Raw genomic sequence first — 15,979 nt, forward strand, 5'->3', positions numbered from 1 at the left:
TTAATGCGCATCCGGCGGTGGCGCCGCGCCGACGCGTGGGGGCCGGCAGAACGGTACCATCACCAGCGCTGCGAGGAACAAATACGCCATCAGCCGGAAGACGTCATCGAACGCCAGGGTCAGTGCCTCGCGCCCGACGATCCGGCTCATCAGTCCTTGTGCCATCAACAGCGCCTGCGCGGGATCCGGCGTCACTGCGCTTAGTTCGTGCGCCAGTGCCGCGGCCGTGTCGTTGGCGGCTTTCGCCGACTGACCCAGCGCCTCGCTCAGCCGCAGTGCGTGGAGCCGCGTATTGTCGGCCAGCCAGGTATTGGCCAAGGCAATCCCGACCGCGCCGCCGGCATTGCGCATCAGGTTGAACAGGCTGGAGGCATAACGCAATTCCGGCCCTTCGAAATTGCCGAGCGCAAGGCCGACCGAGGGCACGATGCACAACATCACCGCGAAGCTGCGCACCACTTGCGGCCAGAACAACGCGGCGAAGCCCCAGTCCGGGGTCATTGCCGAGAACAGCCATAAGCCGAAGGCGAAAAGCGCCAGGCCGAACGTGATGACGATGCGCTGGTCGACGCGCTGCGACAGGCTGGCGGCGATCGGCACGCCAAGCAATTGCGCGCAGCCGGCAATGACGACGGTGCTGCCGATCTCCGACGCATTGTATCCGCGCACGCGGCCCAGAAAGAGTGGGATCAGATAGGTGCCGGCATAGAGGCCGAAACCGATGACAAGGTTAAACACGCAGGCGAAGACAAAGGTGGGTTTGCGAAACGGCGTCAGCTTGACGATCGGCCCCTTCGACCGGAATGACCGTTCTAGGAACAGGACGAAGGCGACGATCGTCAGCCAGGCGCCGATCTGGATGCGGATGTCGGTGAACCACTCGTTCTTGGGCCCTTCCTCCAGCACATATTCGAGACCCGCCAGCGCCACTGCCATCGAGGCGAGGTGGACCCAGTCGATTCGCTTGAGCATGGCGAGATTGGGCGTGTCGACGCGGATCAGCACGAGCGTCAGCGCGGTCACCATCAGGCCCGGCGCGACGTTGATGAAGAACACCCAGCGCCAGCCCATCGCGTCGGTGATCCAGCCGCCGACGGTGGGCCCGAGCGTCGGCGCGAGCACCGAGACCATGCCGAGGATCGCCGGGATCATCGCACGCTGCTTGCCGGTGAACAGGACATAGCCGGTCGCGAACACGGTCGGGATCATCGCGCCGCCGACAAAGCCCTGGATCGCGCGCGACACGATCATCGATTCGATATTCCAGGCAAAGCCGCAGAACATGCTCGAGATGGTGAACAACCCGGCCGACAGCGCGAACAACCAGCGCGTCGACAGCGCCTGGGCGAGAAAGGCCGAGAAGGGGATCATCACCAATTCGGCCATCAGATAGGCGGTTTGTACCCAGCTGATCTCGTCGGGTCCGGCGGACAGGCCGGCCTGAACCTCGTTGAGCGAGGCGGCGACGATCTGGATATCGATCAACGCCATGAACTGGCCGAATGCCATCACGCCGAAGATCAGATATTTCTGGCGGTTGGTCAGGCGAGAGGGATCGAACGGTGCAGCCGGAGCGCGCGCCGACCCCTGGGGGGAGAGTGGTATCGACGCCAACGTACTTGCCTCCGGCTGCGTTTATATTATATGCGTCATATAAAGGAGGCGTTCAAGTGCGCTATTCGAACGAACATAAGGCCGAGACGCGCCAGCGCGTGTTGAAAGAGGCCGCGCAGGAGATCCGCGCCAAGGGACCCGAGGGCGTCGCGGTGGCGGGGGTGATGGCCCGCGCCGGGCTGACGCATGGCGGCTTCTACGCGCATTTCGAGTCGAAGGACGCGATGATCGCGGATGCGATCGGGACGATGTTCGACGACGCGCGCGGACGGTCGGACGCGATCGAGCAGACCGACGATCCGCGCGCCGCGCTCAGGGCCTATGTGGATTTCTATTTGAGCCCGGCGCATCGCGACCGTCGCGAGCGGGGGTGCCCGCTGCCGACTCTGTCGGGTGACCTCGCGCGGTCGGGCGAACAGCAGCGCGGGCGCTTCGGCCAGGGCGTGGAAGCGCTGACGGTCCGATTGGCCAAGGCACTCGGCGGCATCGGCATCGCCGACCCGCATGCCGAAGGATCGGCGATGCTGGCGCAGATGGTCGGTGCGGTGGCGCTGTCGAGGGCGGTTGCCGATCCGGCGCAATCGGACGCGATCCTGGCCGATGCGCACGCCTTACTGGTCGCGCGCTATGGATTGGAGGGGCGGCAGTGAGCGACGTGGCCGATGCGCCTGACGGTCTGCAGCAGGTTCGCGACTTGCTCGCCCGCGGCGCCCAGCCGCCGATCGGACGGACGCTGGACTTCTCCCTGGTCGAGGTCGAGCGCGGACGTGCGGTGTTCGAGGGAACGCCGGATGAGCGCCATTATAATCCGATGGGCGGGGTCCATGGCGGCTATGCCGCGACCTTGCTCGATTCGGCCTGCGGGATTGCGGTACATTCGATGCTTACGCCCGATCAGGGGTTCACCACGCTCGAGCTCAAGGTCTCGTATCTGCGCGGCATGAACGACACGACGGGACCGGTCCGCGCCGAGGGCCGAGTGGTCAATATCGGCCGCCGCGTCGCCTTTGCCGAAGCCGATATCCGCGATGCCGACGGGCGCCTGATGGCGACCGCGACGTCCACCTTGCTGGTGCTTGCCAAATGAATGCTCCCTTCAATTCGACCGACGCCGCGACGGCGTCCGAACTTCCCGCCAGGAAGCGTTTCGCGGTGCCGCGCAGCGCCCTCGTCATGGGGCTGATCGCGCTCGCGGTGGCGATTACCGGCATTCTGTGGCTGACAGCGCCGCGATCGAGCGAGTCGACCGACAATGCCTATCTCCACGCCGATTCAAGCGCGGTTGCGCCCAAGGTCGGCGGGCTGGTTGCCGCGGTGCTGGTCAAGGACAACCAGATCGTGCGCGCGGGCGATCCGCTCGTCCGGATCGATACCCAGGACTATGACGCCAAGGTTCAGGCGGCCCAGGCCGCGCTGACCGACGCCGAAGCCGGCGTTGCGACTGCGCGCGCGTCGCTGGCGGCACTCGGCGCCGACGAGCGCCTCGCGTCGGCGCAGGTACGCGCCGCGAGCACGGTGATCGCTTCGGCCGATGCCGAGCTCAGCCGCGCGAACGCGGACAAGGTTCGCTACGATTCGCTGCTGGGGCTGGGGTTCGCCACGCGCCGCGACGCCGAGCGGATCAAGGCGACCGCGATCGGCGCGGCCTCGGCTGCAGACAAGTCGCGCGCCGAACTCGGCGTCACGAGCGAACAGGCCGATGTAACGCGCGCACGACGTCCGGTGCTCGAAGCGCAAGTCGCATCCGCTGAAGCCGCGGCGCTGAAAGCGCGCGCCGCGCTCGACCTCGCGCGCCAGGATCGCGGGCATACGCTGATCGTCGCCCCGATCGACGGCGTGGTCGGCAATCGCCAGGTCCAGGTCGGCGATTTCGTCCAGCCGGGCAGCCGCGTGTTCACCGTCGTCCCGACACGCTCGCTCTACGTCGTCGCCAATTTCAAGGAGACGCAGACCCGCGGCATGCGCGAAGGGCAAAAGGCGAAAATCTATGTCGACGCTCTTGGCGAAACGCTGAACGGCACGGTCGAAAGTTTCGCGCCGGGATCGGGCAGCGAGTTCACTCTGCTGCCGTTCGAGCCTGGGTCGGGTAATTTCACCAAGATCGTCCAGCGCGTTGGTGTGCGCATCCGGCTCGACCCCGGCCAAGCCGGGCTGGCGACGCTCAGGCCGGGTCTGTCCGTGACGGCGAAGGTGATGCTGCTCTGACGTTTGTGCGCGCGGGCAGCAGTCGCGGATTGCAGAATATGGTCGAGGCGAGCGCGACCGGCAGGGCGACCGGTGCGATTTCCATCGCCGTCATCGGCAGGCGGATCAGCGGGTTGGCGTACATCGTTCGCATGGCGTCGAGGTCCGCGCTCAGCTTTGCGATCTCGACTGCGCTCTTCCCGCTGGCGCGCGCCTTGGCGAGCACGCCTGCGATAAAGTCGTCCATGAAACGATAGTTGGTCGCCGCCAGGTACAGCTCCCAGATCAGGATGTAGGCAATGGTCGCGATCAGCGCGATCAGCAGACCGAGCCCCAGCGCGTGCCAGAATCTGATCACGCCGCCGCCCTCGACGTCGCGATACCGCTTTACGCCGATGAAAACGAAACTCATCGCTACCAGCATGACCGAATAGCCAAAGGTCTGTGTCGCGACCCATTCCACGCGATGATGCAGGAAACCGATCACCGCGATGAAAGCGGCGAGCACGGCACTGGCGAGCCCGCCATAGATGAGCGAATAACGAAGTGTCGGAGTCATGATGTTTCCCCTGTTGCGAACGGCGAGGTCATCACCGCTCGCTCCCCGGGACACTATCGCCCGAACGGGTGATTTTCGCGAATCCGGTCGAAGTCGGCACCAAAAATCCTCCCCGATACGCGGAGGATTTTGCTACTCGATCAATGCTAGGAACCGCGCTTTCTCGATCGCCTTGACCCTACGGTCGACCTCGAGCTTGGCGAACAAATTGGCGAGGTGCGTCTTCACCGTATTGGGCGACACGCCAAGGACGCGCGCCAACTCCTGGTTCGTTTGGCCCGAGGCCAGCAGATCCAGGATCTCACACTCACGCGGGGTAAGACCGAGCGAAGCGATCGCCGCATTGTTGCGCTCGAACGGCGCGGCGGGCTTCTTCGCCGTCAGCCGATGACCCACCCACAACCCCAACGCGGTAAAGCCGAGGGCGAGCAGACCGACATAGAGATCGGTCGAAATCTCATCGGCGGCGTAGCGGAACTTGAGTTGCTCAAGCGCGACCGCGGCGACGGCTAGCCCCAGCGCATAGAGGATGACCGTCCGCCACATCGCTCAGTCGTTGGGCGGTGTGAGTTCATATGGTTGGTAGATCGCGCGGAAGGCAGGCGTCTTTTCGCATGCTTCGGAATGCGCGACCAGCGCCGGCCAGCGGGCAAGGTCGAACTGTCCGGCGAGCGCTTCGCTGATGAAACGAAAGACGGTTGCCGTCAACAAGTCGGCATGGCTCATCGATGAACCGCCGAACCATTTGCCTGCCGCGGCGCGCTCGCGATCGAGCAGATCGAGCGTATCGGTCACCTGCGCGCGGCAGCGCTCGACCCACATTGGCAGGCCGTCGCGGAACGCCTTTTCATAGACCAGGCTCACGCCCTTGTCGGCGGCGCCGGCGGCGAGCGCGCACCAGCGCAACATGGTCCGCAGGTCGGCACCGGTTCGCGTCAACACGGCGTTATTGGCCGCCATCTCGTCGAGCAACGTGACGATGGCGCCGGAGTCCATCACCGACACGCCGTCGTCGAACACCAGAACGGGTACGCGTCGCAGCGGATTGTATGGCGCGATCTTGTCGGCATCGCCGAAGGTCGACCAGGGCAGGTGTTCGAACGCGATGCCATAGAGTGTCAGCGTGATCCCGACGCGGCGGACGAAGGGTGAATCGTACTGACCGATCAGCTTCATGGGCGGATAGCTCCTATGATCCCGCGCCGATCAGTTCGCGGCCGATCAGCATGCGGCGGATTTCATTAGTCCCTGCACCGATGTCGAGCAATTTGGCGTCGCGCGCGAAGCGTTCGACCGGCCAGTCCTTGGTATAGCCGGCGCCGCCCAGCGCCTGGATCGCCTCGAGGCTGACCTTCACCGCATTTTCGCTCGCCAGCAGGATCGCGCCTGCCGCGTCGAACCGGGTGGTCTTGCCGGTATCGCACGATTTGGCGACCGCATAGACATAAGCCCGCGCCGAATTGAGCGCGACATACATGTCCGCGATCTTGGCCTGCATCAGCTGGAAGGTACCGATCGACTGGCCGAATTGCTTGCGCTCGCGGACGTAGGGAATGACGACATCGAGGCAGGCTTGCATGATGCCGAGCTGGATGCCGGCGAGCACGGTGCGTTCGTAATCGAGCCCCGACATCAACACGCCGACCCCGCCGTTAAGCGGGCCCATGATGTTCTCCTCGGGCACTTCGCAATCGTTGAACACCAGTTCCGCAGTCGGGCTGCCGCGCATCCCCATCTTGTCGATCTTCTGGCCGATCGAGAAACCGGGCATGCCCTTCTCGATGATGAAGGTGGTGATGCCGCGCGAGCCTTCGCCGGTCTTGGCATAGACGACGAGCGTGTCGGCATAGGCCGCATTGGTGATCCAGAATTTGGTGCCGTTGAGGACATAGCCGCCCTGAACCTCTTCGGCACGCAGCTTCATCCCGACCACGTCCGATCCGGCACCCGCCTCCGACATCGCCAGGCTGCCGACATGTTCGCCGGAGATCAGCTTGGGGAGATATTTCGCCTTTTGCTCAGGGCTGGCCCAGCGGCGCAACTGGTTGATGCACAGGTTCGAATGCGCGCCATAGGACAGGCCGACCGAGGCCGAGGCGCGGCTGACTTCCTCGCAAGCGATGACATGCTCGAGATAACCGAGCCCGAGCCCGCCATATTCCTCTTCGACCGTGATGCCGTGCAGGCCGAGTTCGCCCATCTGCGGCCACAGCTCGACGGGAAACCAGTCCTCGGCATCGATCTTCGCGGCCAAAGGCGCGATCCGCTCGCTCGCGAACCGCCTGGTGGTGTCGCGGATCATGTCGGCGGTCTCGCCGAGCGCGAAGTCGAGCGTGGCGTCCATTGTCATCTCCCGCGGGACAGTTTCGTCTGTTACGACCTGCCCTAGACGAGCAAATTAGGGGTGCCAATGCCAAGTCTTCTCCGCCGCAAGACCATCACCGAAGCGCCGCCCGAGCATCAGCTCGCGCGGACGCTGAGCTGGCCGCATCTGGTCGCGTTGGGTGTCGGCGCGATCGTCGGCACCGGGATCCTGACCCTGATCGGGGTGGGCGCCGATCGTGCCGGACCCGCAGTGCTGTTGAGCTTCGTTGTCGCGGGCGCGATCTGCGCGGCGGCGGCGCTCTGCTATGCCGAGATGGCGACGATGATCCCGGCTTCGGGGAGTGCCTACACCTATAGCTATGCGACCTTGGGCGAGGTGATCGCCTGGGTGGTCGGCTGGTCACTGATCCTCGAATATTCGCTGGTCGTGGCGACGGTGGCTGTCGGCTGGTCCGGCTACGCTGTCGGATTTCTGAAAGGACTGGAGGTCGTGCTGCCCGATGTGTTGACGCACGGGCCGACGCTCGCCGGGACATTGGCCGGGGGCGATCTCCATCTTGCGACGCCGGGGATAAATGTGCCCGCGATCTTCATCATCGCGGTCGTCGCTGGCCTGCTGATGCTGGGCACGCGCGAGAGCGCGCGGATCAACTCGGCATTGGTGGTGCTCAAGATCGTGACGCTGGCGCTGTTCGTCGCGGTGGCACTGCCGCATTTCGACGCCGCTAACCTGCATCCGTTCGCGCCGCTCGGCTATGGCAGCACGCCGGGCGCGGGCGGGGTCAAATACGGCATGATGGGTGCGGCGGCGATCATCTTCTTCGCTTTCTACGGGTTCGACGCGATCTCGACCGCCGCGGAAGAAACCAAACGGCCCGAACGCGATCTGGCGATCGGGATCGTTGGGTCGATGCTAGCATGCACCGTAATTTACATGGTCGTCGCCGCGGTCGCGGTCGGCGCGCTGCACTTCTCCAAATTCTCGAACAGCCCCGAGCCGCTCGCGCTGATCCTGCGTGAGATCGGGCAGGGAAGCGTCGCGACAGTGGTCGCGGCGGCCGCGGCGATCGCGCTGCCGACCGTCATCCTCGGCTTCCTCTACGGTCAGAGCCGGATCTTCCTGGTGATGGCGCGCGATGGCTTCCTGCCGGCAAGTCTCGCCAAGGTGTCGACCCGCGGCACGCCCGCGCGGATCACCGCGGTGACGGCGGTTTTGGTGTCGGTGCTCGCCGCACTCGTCCCGCTCGACGTCATCGCCAGCCTCGCCAATGCGGGGACATTGTGCGCATTCATCGCGGTGGCGGTGTGCGTTTTGGTGTCGCGCCGGCGCGATCCGGGGGTGACGCGGCCATTCCGCACGCCTCTGGTGTGGCTGGTCGCGCCGATCGCGATCCTGGGCTGCCTCTACCTCTTCACCAGCCTGCAGAGCATTACGCAGATATCGTTCTTCATCTGGAACGGGATCGGGCTGGCGATCTATTTCCTCTACGCCCGGCGTCGCGCGTCGATCGCCTGAGTCAGGACTTCAGCGCCCAGCGCACGACCTCGGCGATGCCGCGCGTGCCGGCATGGACGACCGGGCGGCTCAGGCTCGGACGACGGAGGCCGTGCATGCGGCGTGCCCAGTCGGGCAGCAGGTCGATGGCGGCGCGCATCGTCATCGCCTGGAACGGCAGCAGCATCAGGCTCGGTGGGGGCTGGTCGAGCAGGATGTGGAGCACTTCATGGCTGCGCGTATCAGCCTGCAATTCGGGCAGGAAGTCGCGGATGATCGCGTCCGCCTCGGCGCGGCTGCGCGGGATCGGATCCGCGCCGAGCAGCTCGGCGATCAGCGCAACCTCGGCATAATAACGATCCTGGTCGGCGACGCTCATCGCGGGTTCGCCGTAGCGGATCCAGCCGGCGAGAAAGCTCGACACTTCCGCGACGTGGACCCAGGCGAGCAAATGCGGATCGCTAGCCCGATACGGGGTGCCGTCGGGCAGTATTCCCGACACCGCGTCGTGAATGTTGCGGACGCGTGCGATCTGCTCTTGCGCGGACGCACGCGTCTCGAACGTGGTCTGGGCGATGAAGCGCGCTGTGCCTCTCAGCCGAGCATTCATGTCGTCGCGAAAGCTCGAATGATCCCACACGCCCGCCAGCACGCGCGGGTGCAGCATCTGCAGCATTAGGGCAGCGATGCCGCCTACCATCATACCGGTGACGTCGATATGGACGCGCCAACTGACCGAATCGGGCGCGAACAACCCGCTACCGTCGAACGCGCGCTCGATCGGCCGATTGGCGGGATCGGACAACAAGCTGCGCACCTGGCGCGCGATGGCGGAGCGGAGGCCGATCATGCGCGATGCATAGGCAAAGTCGTTGCCGCAAGCGAGCGGCTGGAAATGCTCGGCGTGGCTAGCTGCCTGTTTTGTGTGCGGACGCAGGAGCCCAGCGGTCGAATGCGGATACCGCCTTGGCGGGTCCGGCATTGAACCAGCTGTACCCGTTGCGCCGTTCCTCGCTCAGTTCGTTGACGTCGTCGTGGATCGTTTTGTCGCGGTCGCCGAAGATCGGCTTGCCGGTGGCGATGTCGTAATAACGCGACCAGAGCGGCCCGGCGCCATCTTTCGCGATCAGCTTGCGGCCGCCGCTGCCGGGCTCGTTGCGGGTCCATTCGACGCCGTACAGGGCATGTGCCTTGAGCCAGCCGATACCGTCGCGCACCGCTGCGATGATCGCGGGCGAGGGGTTGGGGCGCTTCATCAGAAACAGCAGCAGGTCGGCGCTTTCGTCGGACGACAAGGCGATCGGCTCGAAGTTCCTGGCACCGGCGGGCGCCAGCGTCAGCGCGTCGTGCTGCTGACCCCAGATGGTCCGCTTTCCGTCCACCACGACTTGCGTCGTCAGGATGACCTTGATCGCTTTCGCCTCGGCGGCTTCGGCCTGGGCAGCGAGCGGGGTAGGGACAAAGGTATAGTCGCTCCGCCGTACCGCGACGTCGGCGAGCAGCTCGGCGACTTGCGACAGCGCGTCGTCGTTGAAGGTCAGCGCGTCGTGATAGCCGCCTTGCAGCGGATAGACTTGCGGCCAGCCGCCGTTGGGGAATTGCGCGTCGAGCAGATAGCGCACGCCTTTCAGGAAGGCACGGCGATAGGGCTCTCCCGCCGGACCCGGCGCCTGCGCCTGGACGCGGGCGAGGAAGCGCAACTCGGATGTCGTCGCGTTGTTGTCGATCGTGCCGACATAAGCCCAATTGGGATCGGCGGTCTTGATATCCTCGCGGGCATTGGCCGGCAAATTCTCGATCGGCACATAATGCTGGCCGCGCGCCCGCACCGGACCGCTGCGGTCCATGTTCTTGCCCCAGCCGCCGGCGGGAGTCTGGAAGCTGACGATGGTGTCGCCGATGTGCCGCGCCTCGTCAGAGGCATACCAAGCCGGCGGCCGGTCCATCGGCATGCCGCAGCCGCCGGACCGGCCGGGATGCGGCGCCTCGGGATAGGCCGCATTGCCGCGCTCGGCCGCGAGCGCCGCCTTGTCCGCCGCCATCAGCGCACGCGATTTGGCGAGATAGGCCGTCCAAACCGCCCGTTCTGCGGCCGGCAACGTCGCGATCCTGGCCTCGGTGATCGGCGCCGCGGGGGTCATCGAACCGATCACTCTCGCCTCAACCGTCGCCGCCGATCCAAGCGCACCGCCCAGCAACAGTGCCATCGTCCAACTACGCATATCTATCTCTCCCTCGATTTCGATGTCAGGCGCGCGCGCCGACGGCGAGCCAGCGGACGGCATTTTCCAGGAATCGGCGCTGCAACGGCGCCACCATGTCGGGCATGCGATGGACCGCGACGCGCATGCCGGCATGGCGCGCGATCAGCGTCGCTGCGCCGTTGCGGCGGTCATGGTCACGGCTGTAGCCTGCGATCACCTCGACGCCCTCGCCATCGACGATCAGGCCGTTCGACGCCTGACCCTCGACCTGATGCAGCACGCCGGTCGCCATGTCCGCGGGGATGCCGTCGAACAGGGGATGCGCACGGAGGTAATTCCAATTCCCCATCCATGGCGCGCGGAGGTCGCCGACCTGGCCCTCATAACTGAACAGGCCGAGCGCGGAGAGCTGGCGGGCGACCCCGTCGGCCAGACCATCCTCTGGCACGAACGCGAGCAGGGGCGTTCCCGATTTCACCGCATCGAGCACGGCGCCGTCGATCTCGCCCAGAACCAGTTTGGGCTTCTCGCCTTTCTTCGGCTGCGCCTCGAGGCCAGTCTGCTCGCCGATCTGGCGCCGCGCGATCTCGTCGACCTTGAGGCCCTGCGCGACGATGCCGTCGTAGCGGCCGCCCGGCTTCCAATCCTCGGCCGACACGCCGGTGAGGGCCGTCAGCTGCGCGCGGAGGGACTGCGCTACCCCGGTGACCGCGATTCTGATCGGGCGGGCCGGCTTTGCCGCGGGCGCGACGATCCACAAGGTACGTTCGAATGTCGCGTCGGGATGCGCCGAATGCGCGAAACGGACGCGGTGCGGGCCGGGCACTCCAAAAGCGGGAAGTGCGACCTGCTCGGCGATCAAGTGCCGCATCACATCCGGCTCGAATGTTGGAGCAGGATAGGTCGCGACGTCGCGCTCGCTGCCATCGGGTCCGATCACCGACAGGCGGAGCGTTCCCGGCACCTGTTCGCCGCTGTCGTTGAACAGATAGAGGTCGACCTCCGCGCTTTCGCCCAACGCATAAGCCAGCCGGCGCTGCTTCGCGACCGGCCGTATCGGCAACAGGCTCGCGCGGACAAGCGCCGGATCGGCCTTGAAATAGCGGAGATTGTCGACGATTCCCGAATGGTTCTCGATCGCGGTCGTTTCCCATCCGCTGATGCACGCGATGTCGACTTCGTCGCCGATGCGGATATTCTCGAGATAATTCTGCCAGCTGTCATAGGCTTTGCGGCCGATCGACAGGAACAGGCTTTCCGCGGTGGGGAAGGCTTTGCGAAAGCCCCATTTGTCGAGAAACGCCTCGGTCGCGGTCAGGGTCGCGCGATGGTCGGCAAGATCGTAGGAACTGCCTCGCTGGGTGATGTCCGCGACCATCTTCGCGTGGTTATCGGCGACCGCGCAGCCTTCCATCTCGCCGAATTCGACGATGAACGGCTTGCCGGTCTGGCGGTGGATATAATCGTCCTTGCCGCGATAGAATTTGTCGTACCATTGGTCGCCCGCGCCCTGGTGATTGTTCCACCAGCCGCCCCATTGCTCCCTGTCCGACCGATAGAAATGGTTATCGTAAGGCAGGTACATCGCCTGCGCCGCGCCGCGCTGGACGAAGCCGTCGTTGAGCACGACCGTTCGGCTGGGATCGACGTTGTGGATCGCCGTCAATACCGCCTGGACGTCCGGATTGGCGAGGTTGGCGCCAAGTTCGTTCTGCAATGTGTATTGAACCAGCGAGGGATGCGAGCGGAACGCCTTTGCCATCGCGACGCATTTTTCGACGAGGAAGGTGCGGCTGAAGCGATCCGCGGGCGACAATTGCTCGCCCGGCTTCACGTCGCGTCCGATCGCGAAACGGCCGCCGCCTGGCTCCATTACGCGCAGCAGCCCCATTTCGTCCTGTGCGGCGAACACCTCCGCCTTGCCGACATTACGGTGAAAATGGAGGCAGTTGAGCCCCAACGCCTTGGCCGAGGTGACTTCGCGGCGAGCAAGCTCGGGTGTCGGCCACAGCCCGCTATAGCCCCAATAGCCCCAGGAGATCGCCGAATAGAGCCGCACGCGGCGGCCGTTGAGGCGCAACATCGCGTTGCTGCCGACCCCGTCCGGTGCGAACCAGCGGAAGCCGAAACGGACCTTGCGAATGTCGTCGCCCCAGCCGAACCGCGCCAGGTAGAGCGTCGGAGTCTCGAGGCTCCACAATTCGGCTTCGGTCGCGCGCAAGGTGAAGACCGCGGTGGCAATCTTGCCGTTGAGCGTCAGCGAATCGATGCTGGCCGTCGCGGGTAGCGTCGCGCCCCTGGTGTCGAGCAAAGCGAGCGTCGCCTGTGCGCGCAACGCGGCGATATCGCGCGGCGCGCGCTCGAACACGATCTCCATTCGCGCGCTGATCACGCGCGGATCGGGTGTGTTGAGCACCCAGGCGTCGCGTATATGCGCGTCGATCGGATGCGCGCTAAGCGTCAGGCCGCGATCGAGCCCGCCAAAGCCGTGCGACAGGAAGAGCTTGGCGGCCCCCCATTGCATCGTTGTTGAATCGCGCCAGTCGTAGCGCCCTCCGGGATTGGTGATGCGGATCGCGAGCCGATTGGGCTGGCCTGGCTGCATCGCCCCGGTCAGGTCGCAGTCGATCGGCAATTCGGACATGATCGAATAGCCGACCAGCTTTTCGTTGAGATAGATTTCCGCTCGCATCCGCGCGCCGCGGATATGGAGCATGACGCGCTTGCCGCGCGCGGCCACCGGAATGTCGATCGAACGATACCACCACGACACGCCGCGATAGGCGCCGTTCTGTGGGACCGGGTCGGTTTCCGCGTAGCGATATTCGTCGGCGGTATAGGGGCGTTCGCCGAACTTGCCCCACAGATGTTCCTCGACCGTGGTCGGGAGCGTGACGGTCAGCGCTCCGGCTGTATCGAGCGTGTTCCAGCCTCCCGTCGGTGGATTGACCGGCAATGTTGCGAGGTTGACGTCGGAGGGGAGGAAGATGCGGTCGTCGAGATAGCGTGCTTCGCGGTCGATCCACAATTTCCAGCCGGTATCGGGAATCTCGAGCAGAACGGGTGCCGCATGAGTCGTACCGACAAAGCCTGCCGCCACGCCGGCGCTCGCCACGCCCAGGAAACCACGCCGGTTCAGTTCCATCGATCTTCCCCCAAGCCGGTATGCGGTTGCGCGGACGGCATCATGCGAAGCGCACCGGTCGGATCGGTACCGGCTTGCCCGGCACTATCTCGACCTCGATCGATCGCCCGGCACAGCGCACCCTGCGGCTGCCTGGTTCGCTGCCGGTGATCGCCGCGCGCGCGAGCTTCCCGTCGCGCCAGGCGAGATCGACGGTGCAGCCGCCCCGCGCGCGGAGGCCAGAGATCGATCCCGTCGGCCACGCGCTCGGCAAGGCGGGCAGCAGGTCGATAATGTCGTCCTGGCACTGCATCAGCATTTCGGTGATCCCCGATGTGCCACCGAAATTGCCGTCGATCTGGAACGGCGGGTGCGCGTCGAACATGTTGGGATAGGTGCGCTCCGGCCCCAGCAGGAAGGCGAGGATCGAATGCGCGTGATCGCCGTCGCGCAGCCGCGCCCACAAATTGATCCGCCAGGCGGTCGCCCAGCCGGTCGCTTTGTCGCCGCGAATCTCGAGCGATTTCTTCGCCGCGCGGGCGAGGTCGGGGGTGCGCTCGATATCGATCTGGTGGCTCGGGAACAGGCCATAGAGATGCGAGACGTGGCGATGATGCAGGTCGTCCGCCTGCATGTCCCAGTCCATCGGCCATTCCTGGAGCTGGCCCTGCACGCCGATCTGCAGCGGCAACAGCCGCGCGCGGGCGTCGGCGATCTGTTTGGCGAGATCAGCATCCCGTCCCAGGATTCCGGCGGCTGCGACGGTCTGGTCAAACAGGTCGCGCAGTATCTCCATGTCCATCGTCGGCGCGTAGATCAGCGACGATCCGTGGCCGTGCCCGTTTTCGGGTGACATGGACGGATTGGTGACGAGATGACCGGTGGTCGGATCGGTCTGCAGCGTATCGAGGAAGAACAGGCTGGCGCCGCGCAGGATCGGATAGACCGAGGCCAGGAAGGCCTTGTCGCGATCGTAATCGTAATGCGCCCACAGATGCGTGCACAGCCAGGCGCCGCCCATCGGCCACAGCCCGAATTTGGCACCATCGATCGGCGCGGTCGCTCGCCACAGGTCGGTGTTATGGTGACAGACCCAGCCGCGCGCGCCGTACATGTCGCGTGCGGTGCGCTCTCCAGTTTGCGCGATGTCGCGGATCAGCTGGATCAGCGGCTCGACGCATTCGGGCAGGTTGGTCGGCTCGGCCGGCCAGTAGTTCATCTCGGTATTGATGTTGATCGTATACTTGCTGCCCCAGGGCGGGCGGGGGCTCTCATTCCACAGTCCCTGCAGGTTCGCCGCCTGTCCGCCGGGGCGCGAGCAAGAGATCAGCAGGTACCGGCCATATTGGAAATACAGCGCGGCGAGCGCGGGGTCGGCAACGGTCTCGGACTGCTTGATGCGGACGTCGGTCGGCTGGTCGGCGGCATCGGTCCGCCCCAGATCGATCGCCACCCGGCGGAACAGACGGCGATGCTCGGCTGTGGTGTCGGCGGCAATCGCGGCGAACGACCGCGCCGCGGCCTTGTCGATCTGCGCGCGCGTGATCGCGGTCGGATCGCCGGATACGTCGTCATAGCGCCGGTAGCTCGTCGCCATCGCGATCAGCAGGACGATCTCATCGGCACCATCGATCACCAGCGCGTCGCCATCGGGCCGGATCGTGCCGCCGCGCGACCGCGCGCGCAGGCGGGCTTCGAACGTCAGCGCTCCGGCTATCGCGCCTTCCGGATCGTTGCGGCCGCTCAGGACAAGAGTGTCGCTCCGCTCAATGCTCGACCGCGATGCCTTTTCGGGTGAGGTGAACGATAAGCGGCAGGAGATTTTACCCGGCCGATTGGCCGACAGCCGGACCGCGACGACCTGGTCCACCGGAGACGCTAGCACGCTGCGGGCGTAAGTGATGCCACCCGCCGTGAAGCGGGTTTCGGCGACCGCGGAATCGATGTCGAGCGCCCGATGGTAACCGGTAGCATCGATATCGCGGATCCCGACCATCTCGATCGCCAGATCTCCGATCGGTTTATACGACGCCTGGCGCAATGGCGTCGCCATGACATGCGCGTTGGCGAAGGCTTCCGCTTCGGCGTACCGGCCGGCAAAAATCAGGCGGCGCAGTTCGGGCAGATTGGCTTTTGCCTGAGGATTGACGGGGTCGTAGGGGCCGCCGCCCCACAGTGTATCTTCATTTAATTGCAGGCGTTCTTTGGCGATTCCGCCGAAGATCATCGCACCGATGCGGCCGTTGCCGACGGGCAGCGCCTCGGTCCATGCCGCAGCCGGTCGTTCGTACCAAAGTGTCAGAGGAGACTTGCGGACGCGAGTCGCGGACCGGGCGCGGGGAAGGAATGGCAACGCCGCGGCGGCGGACAGCGACCCCATGATCGCGCGGCGCGTCGGCCCGTTTGGCCCCGTTTTCAGGCGCATTCTACCTCTCCTGATCCGGCATTGACACCGGTATCACTCGGCTGGTATC

Annotated in this window: 13 protein-coding genes; 4 read left to right on the forward strand and 9 right to left on the reverse strand. The window is 65.3% G+C overall.

Annotation, left to right across the window (positions count from 1 at the left end; genetic code table 11):
- Complete coding sequence (locus AC1DRD_RS04995; protein ID WP_478028583.1) at positions 1–1,614, reverse strand: DHA2 family efflux MFS transporter permease subunit; 1,614 nt, start codon at positions 1,612–1,614, stop codon at positions 1–3.
- 56 nt (positions 1,615–1,670) lie between these two features.
- Here AC1DRD_RS04995 and AC1DRD_RS05000 point away from each other — a divergent pair, with 56 nt between their 5' ends.
- The 3 genes from AC1DRD_RS05000 to AC1DRD_RS05010 are packed head-to-tail and all read left to right on the forward strand — an operon-like array spanning position 1,671 to position 3,819.
- Positions 1,671–2,264, forward strand: a complete 594-nt coding sequence (locus AC1DRD_RS05000; protein WP_478028584.1) for a TetR/AcrR family transcriptional regulator — start codon at positions 1,671–1,673, stop codon at positions 2,262–2,264.
- The gene (locus tag AC1DRD_RS05005) at positions 2,261–2,701 is read left to right on the forward strand and encodes a PaaI family thioesterase (RefSeq protein ID WP_478028585.1); all 441 of its coding nucleotides are present in this window, start codon (positions 2,261–2,263) and stop codon (positions 2,699–2,701) included. The genes AC1DRD_RS05000 and AC1DRD_RS05005 overlap by 4 nt, the downstream gene beginning before the upstream one ends.
- Positions 2,698–3,819 carry an HlyD family secretion protein gene (locus AC1DRD_RS05010; protein ID WP_478040530.1) on the forward strand — a complete coding sequence of 374 codons (1,122 nt, stop codon included), beginning with the start codon at positions 2,698–2,700 and terminating at the stop codon, positions 3,817–3,819. The genes AC1DRD_RS05005 and AC1DRD_RS05010 overlap by 4 nt, the downstream gene beginning before the upstream one ends.
- On the opposite strand, the gene AC1DRD_RS05015 is transcribed toward AC1DRD_RS05010, so the two are convergent.
- From AC1DRD_RS05015 to AC1DRD_RS05030, 4 genes are all read right to left on the reverse strand, one after another.
- Positions 3,776–4,357, reverse strand: a complete 582-nt coding sequence (locus AC1DRD_RS05015) for a DUF4199 domain-containing protein (RefSeq protein ID WP_478040531.1) — start codon at positions 4,355–4,357, stop codon at positions 3,776–3,778. The genes AC1DRD_RS05010 and AC1DRD_RS05015 overlap by 44 nt on opposite strands.
- Before the next feature lie 132 nt (positions 4,358–4,489).
- Complete coding sequence (locus AC1DRD_RS05020) at positions 4,490–4,903, reverse strand: helix-turn-helix domain-containing protein (protein WP_478040532.1); 414 nt, start codon at positions 4,901–4,903, stop codon at positions 4,490–4,492.
- A gap of 3 nt (positions 4,904–4,906) precedes the next feature.
- Positions 4,907–5,533: a glutathione S-transferase family protein gene (locus AC1DRD_RS05025; RefSeq protein WP_478040533.1), complete on the reverse strand. Its 627-nt coding sequence runs from the start codon at positions 5,531–5,533 to the stop codon at positions 4,907–4,909.
- A 13-nt stretch (positions 5,534–5,546) separates the two neighbouring features.
- A complete protein-coding gene (locus tag AC1DRD_RS05030) occupies positions 5,547–6,701 on the reverse strand; it encodes an isovaleryl-CoA dehydrogenase (RefSeq protein ID WP_478040534.1) in 1,155 nt (384 codons plus the stop codon).
- Positions 6,702–6,767: 66 nt separating this feature from the next.
- Between AC1DRD_RS05030 and AC1DRD_RS05035 the strand changes: the two genes are divergently transcribed.
- The gene (locus AC1DRD_RS05035; RefSeq protein ID WP_478040535.1) at positions 6,768–8,198 is read left to right on the forward strand and encodes an amino acid permease; all 1,431 of its coding nucleotides are present in this window, start codon (positions 6,768–6,770) and stop codon (positions 8,196–8,198) included.
- A 1-nt stretch (position 8,199) separates the two neighbouring features.
- Here the strand turns inward: AC1DRD_RS05035 and AC1DRD_RS05040 are convergent, their stop codons facing one another.
- Genes AC1DRD_RS05040 through AC1DRD_RS05055 form a run of 4 tightly spaced genes read right to left on the reverse strand, consistent with a single transcriptional unit; the run spans position 8,200 to position 15,930 of the window.
- Positions 8,200–9,027, reverse strand: a complete 828-nt coding sequence (locus AC1DRD_RS05040; RefSeq protein WP_478040536.1) for an oxygenase MpaB family protein — start codon at positions 9,025–9,027, stop codon at positions 8,200–8,202.
- Between the two features lie 58 nt (positions 9,028–9,085).
- Positions 9,086–10,399: a pectate lyase gene (pelA, locus tag AC1DRD_RS05045; protein WP_478040537.1), complete on the reverse strand. Its 1,314-nt coding sequence runs from the start codon at positions 10,397–10,399 to the stop codon at positions 9,086–9,088.
- Positions 10,400–10,424: 25 nt separating this feature from the next.
- The gene (locus tag AC1DRD_RS05050) at positions 10,425–13,526 is read right to left on the reverse strand and encodes a glycoside hydrolase family 2 protein (RefSeq protein WP_478040538.1); all 3,102 of its coding nucleotides are present in this window, start codon (positions 13,524–13,526) and stop codon (positions 10,425–10,427) included.
- A gap of 40 nt (positions 13,527–13,566) precedes the next feature.
- Positions 13,567–15,930 carry a glycoside hydrolase family 95 protein gene (locus tag AC1DRD_RS05055; protein ID WP_478040539.1) on the reverse strand — a complete coding sequence of 788 codons (2,364 nt, stop codon included), beginning with the start codon at positions 15,928–15,930 and terminating at the stop codon, positions 13,567–13,569.
- Positions 15,931–15,979: the final 49 nt, after the last annotated feature.

The sequence above is a fragment of the Sphingomonas sp. P4_G2 genome (assembly GCF_056401155.1).

Bases quoted from the DNA above. Each gene is read 5' to 3' on its own strand.
- AC1DRD_RS05010 (WP_478040530.1), top strand. From the start codon at position 2,698: ATGAATGCTCCCTTCAATTCGACCGACGCCGCGACGGCGTCCGAACTT.
- AC1DRD_RS05015 (WP_478040531.1), bottom strand. From the start codon at position 4,357: ATGACTCCGACACTTCGTTATTCGCTCATCTATGGCGGGCTCGCCAGT.
- AC1DRD_RS05020 (WP_478040532.1), bottom strand. From the start codon at position 4,903: ATGTGGCGGACGGTCATCCTCTATGCGCTGGGGCTAGCCGTCGCCGCG.
- AC1DRD_RS05025 (WP_478040533.1), bottom strand. From the start codon at position 5,533: ATGAAGCTGATCGGTCAGTACGATTCACCCTTCGTCCGCCGCGTCGGG.
- AC1DRD_RS05030 (WP_478040534.1), bottom strand. From the start codon at position 6,701: ATGGACGCCACGCTCGACTTCGCGCTCGGCGAGACCGCCGACATGATC.
- AC1DRD_RS05035 (WP_478040535.1), top strand. From the start codon at position 6,768: ATGCCAAGTCTTCTCCGCCGCAAGACCATCACCGAAGCGCCGCCCGAG.
- AC1DRD_RS05040 (WP_478040536.1), bottom strand. From the start codon at position 9,027: ATGATCGGCCTCCGCTCCGCCATCGCGCGCCAGGTGCGCAGCTTGTTG.
- pelA (WP_478040537.1), bottom strand. From the start codon at position 10,399: ATGCGTAGTTGGACGATGGCACTGTTGCTGGGCGGTGCGCTTGGATCG.
- AC1DRD_RS05050 (WP_478040538.1), bottom strand. From the start codon at position 13,526: ATGGAACTGAACCGGCGTGGTTTCCTGGGCGTGGCGAGCGCCGGCGTG.
- AC1DRD_RS05055 (WP_478040539.1), bottom strand. From the start codon at position 15,930: ATGCGCCTGAAAACGGGGCCAAACGGGCCGACGCGCCGCGCGATCATG.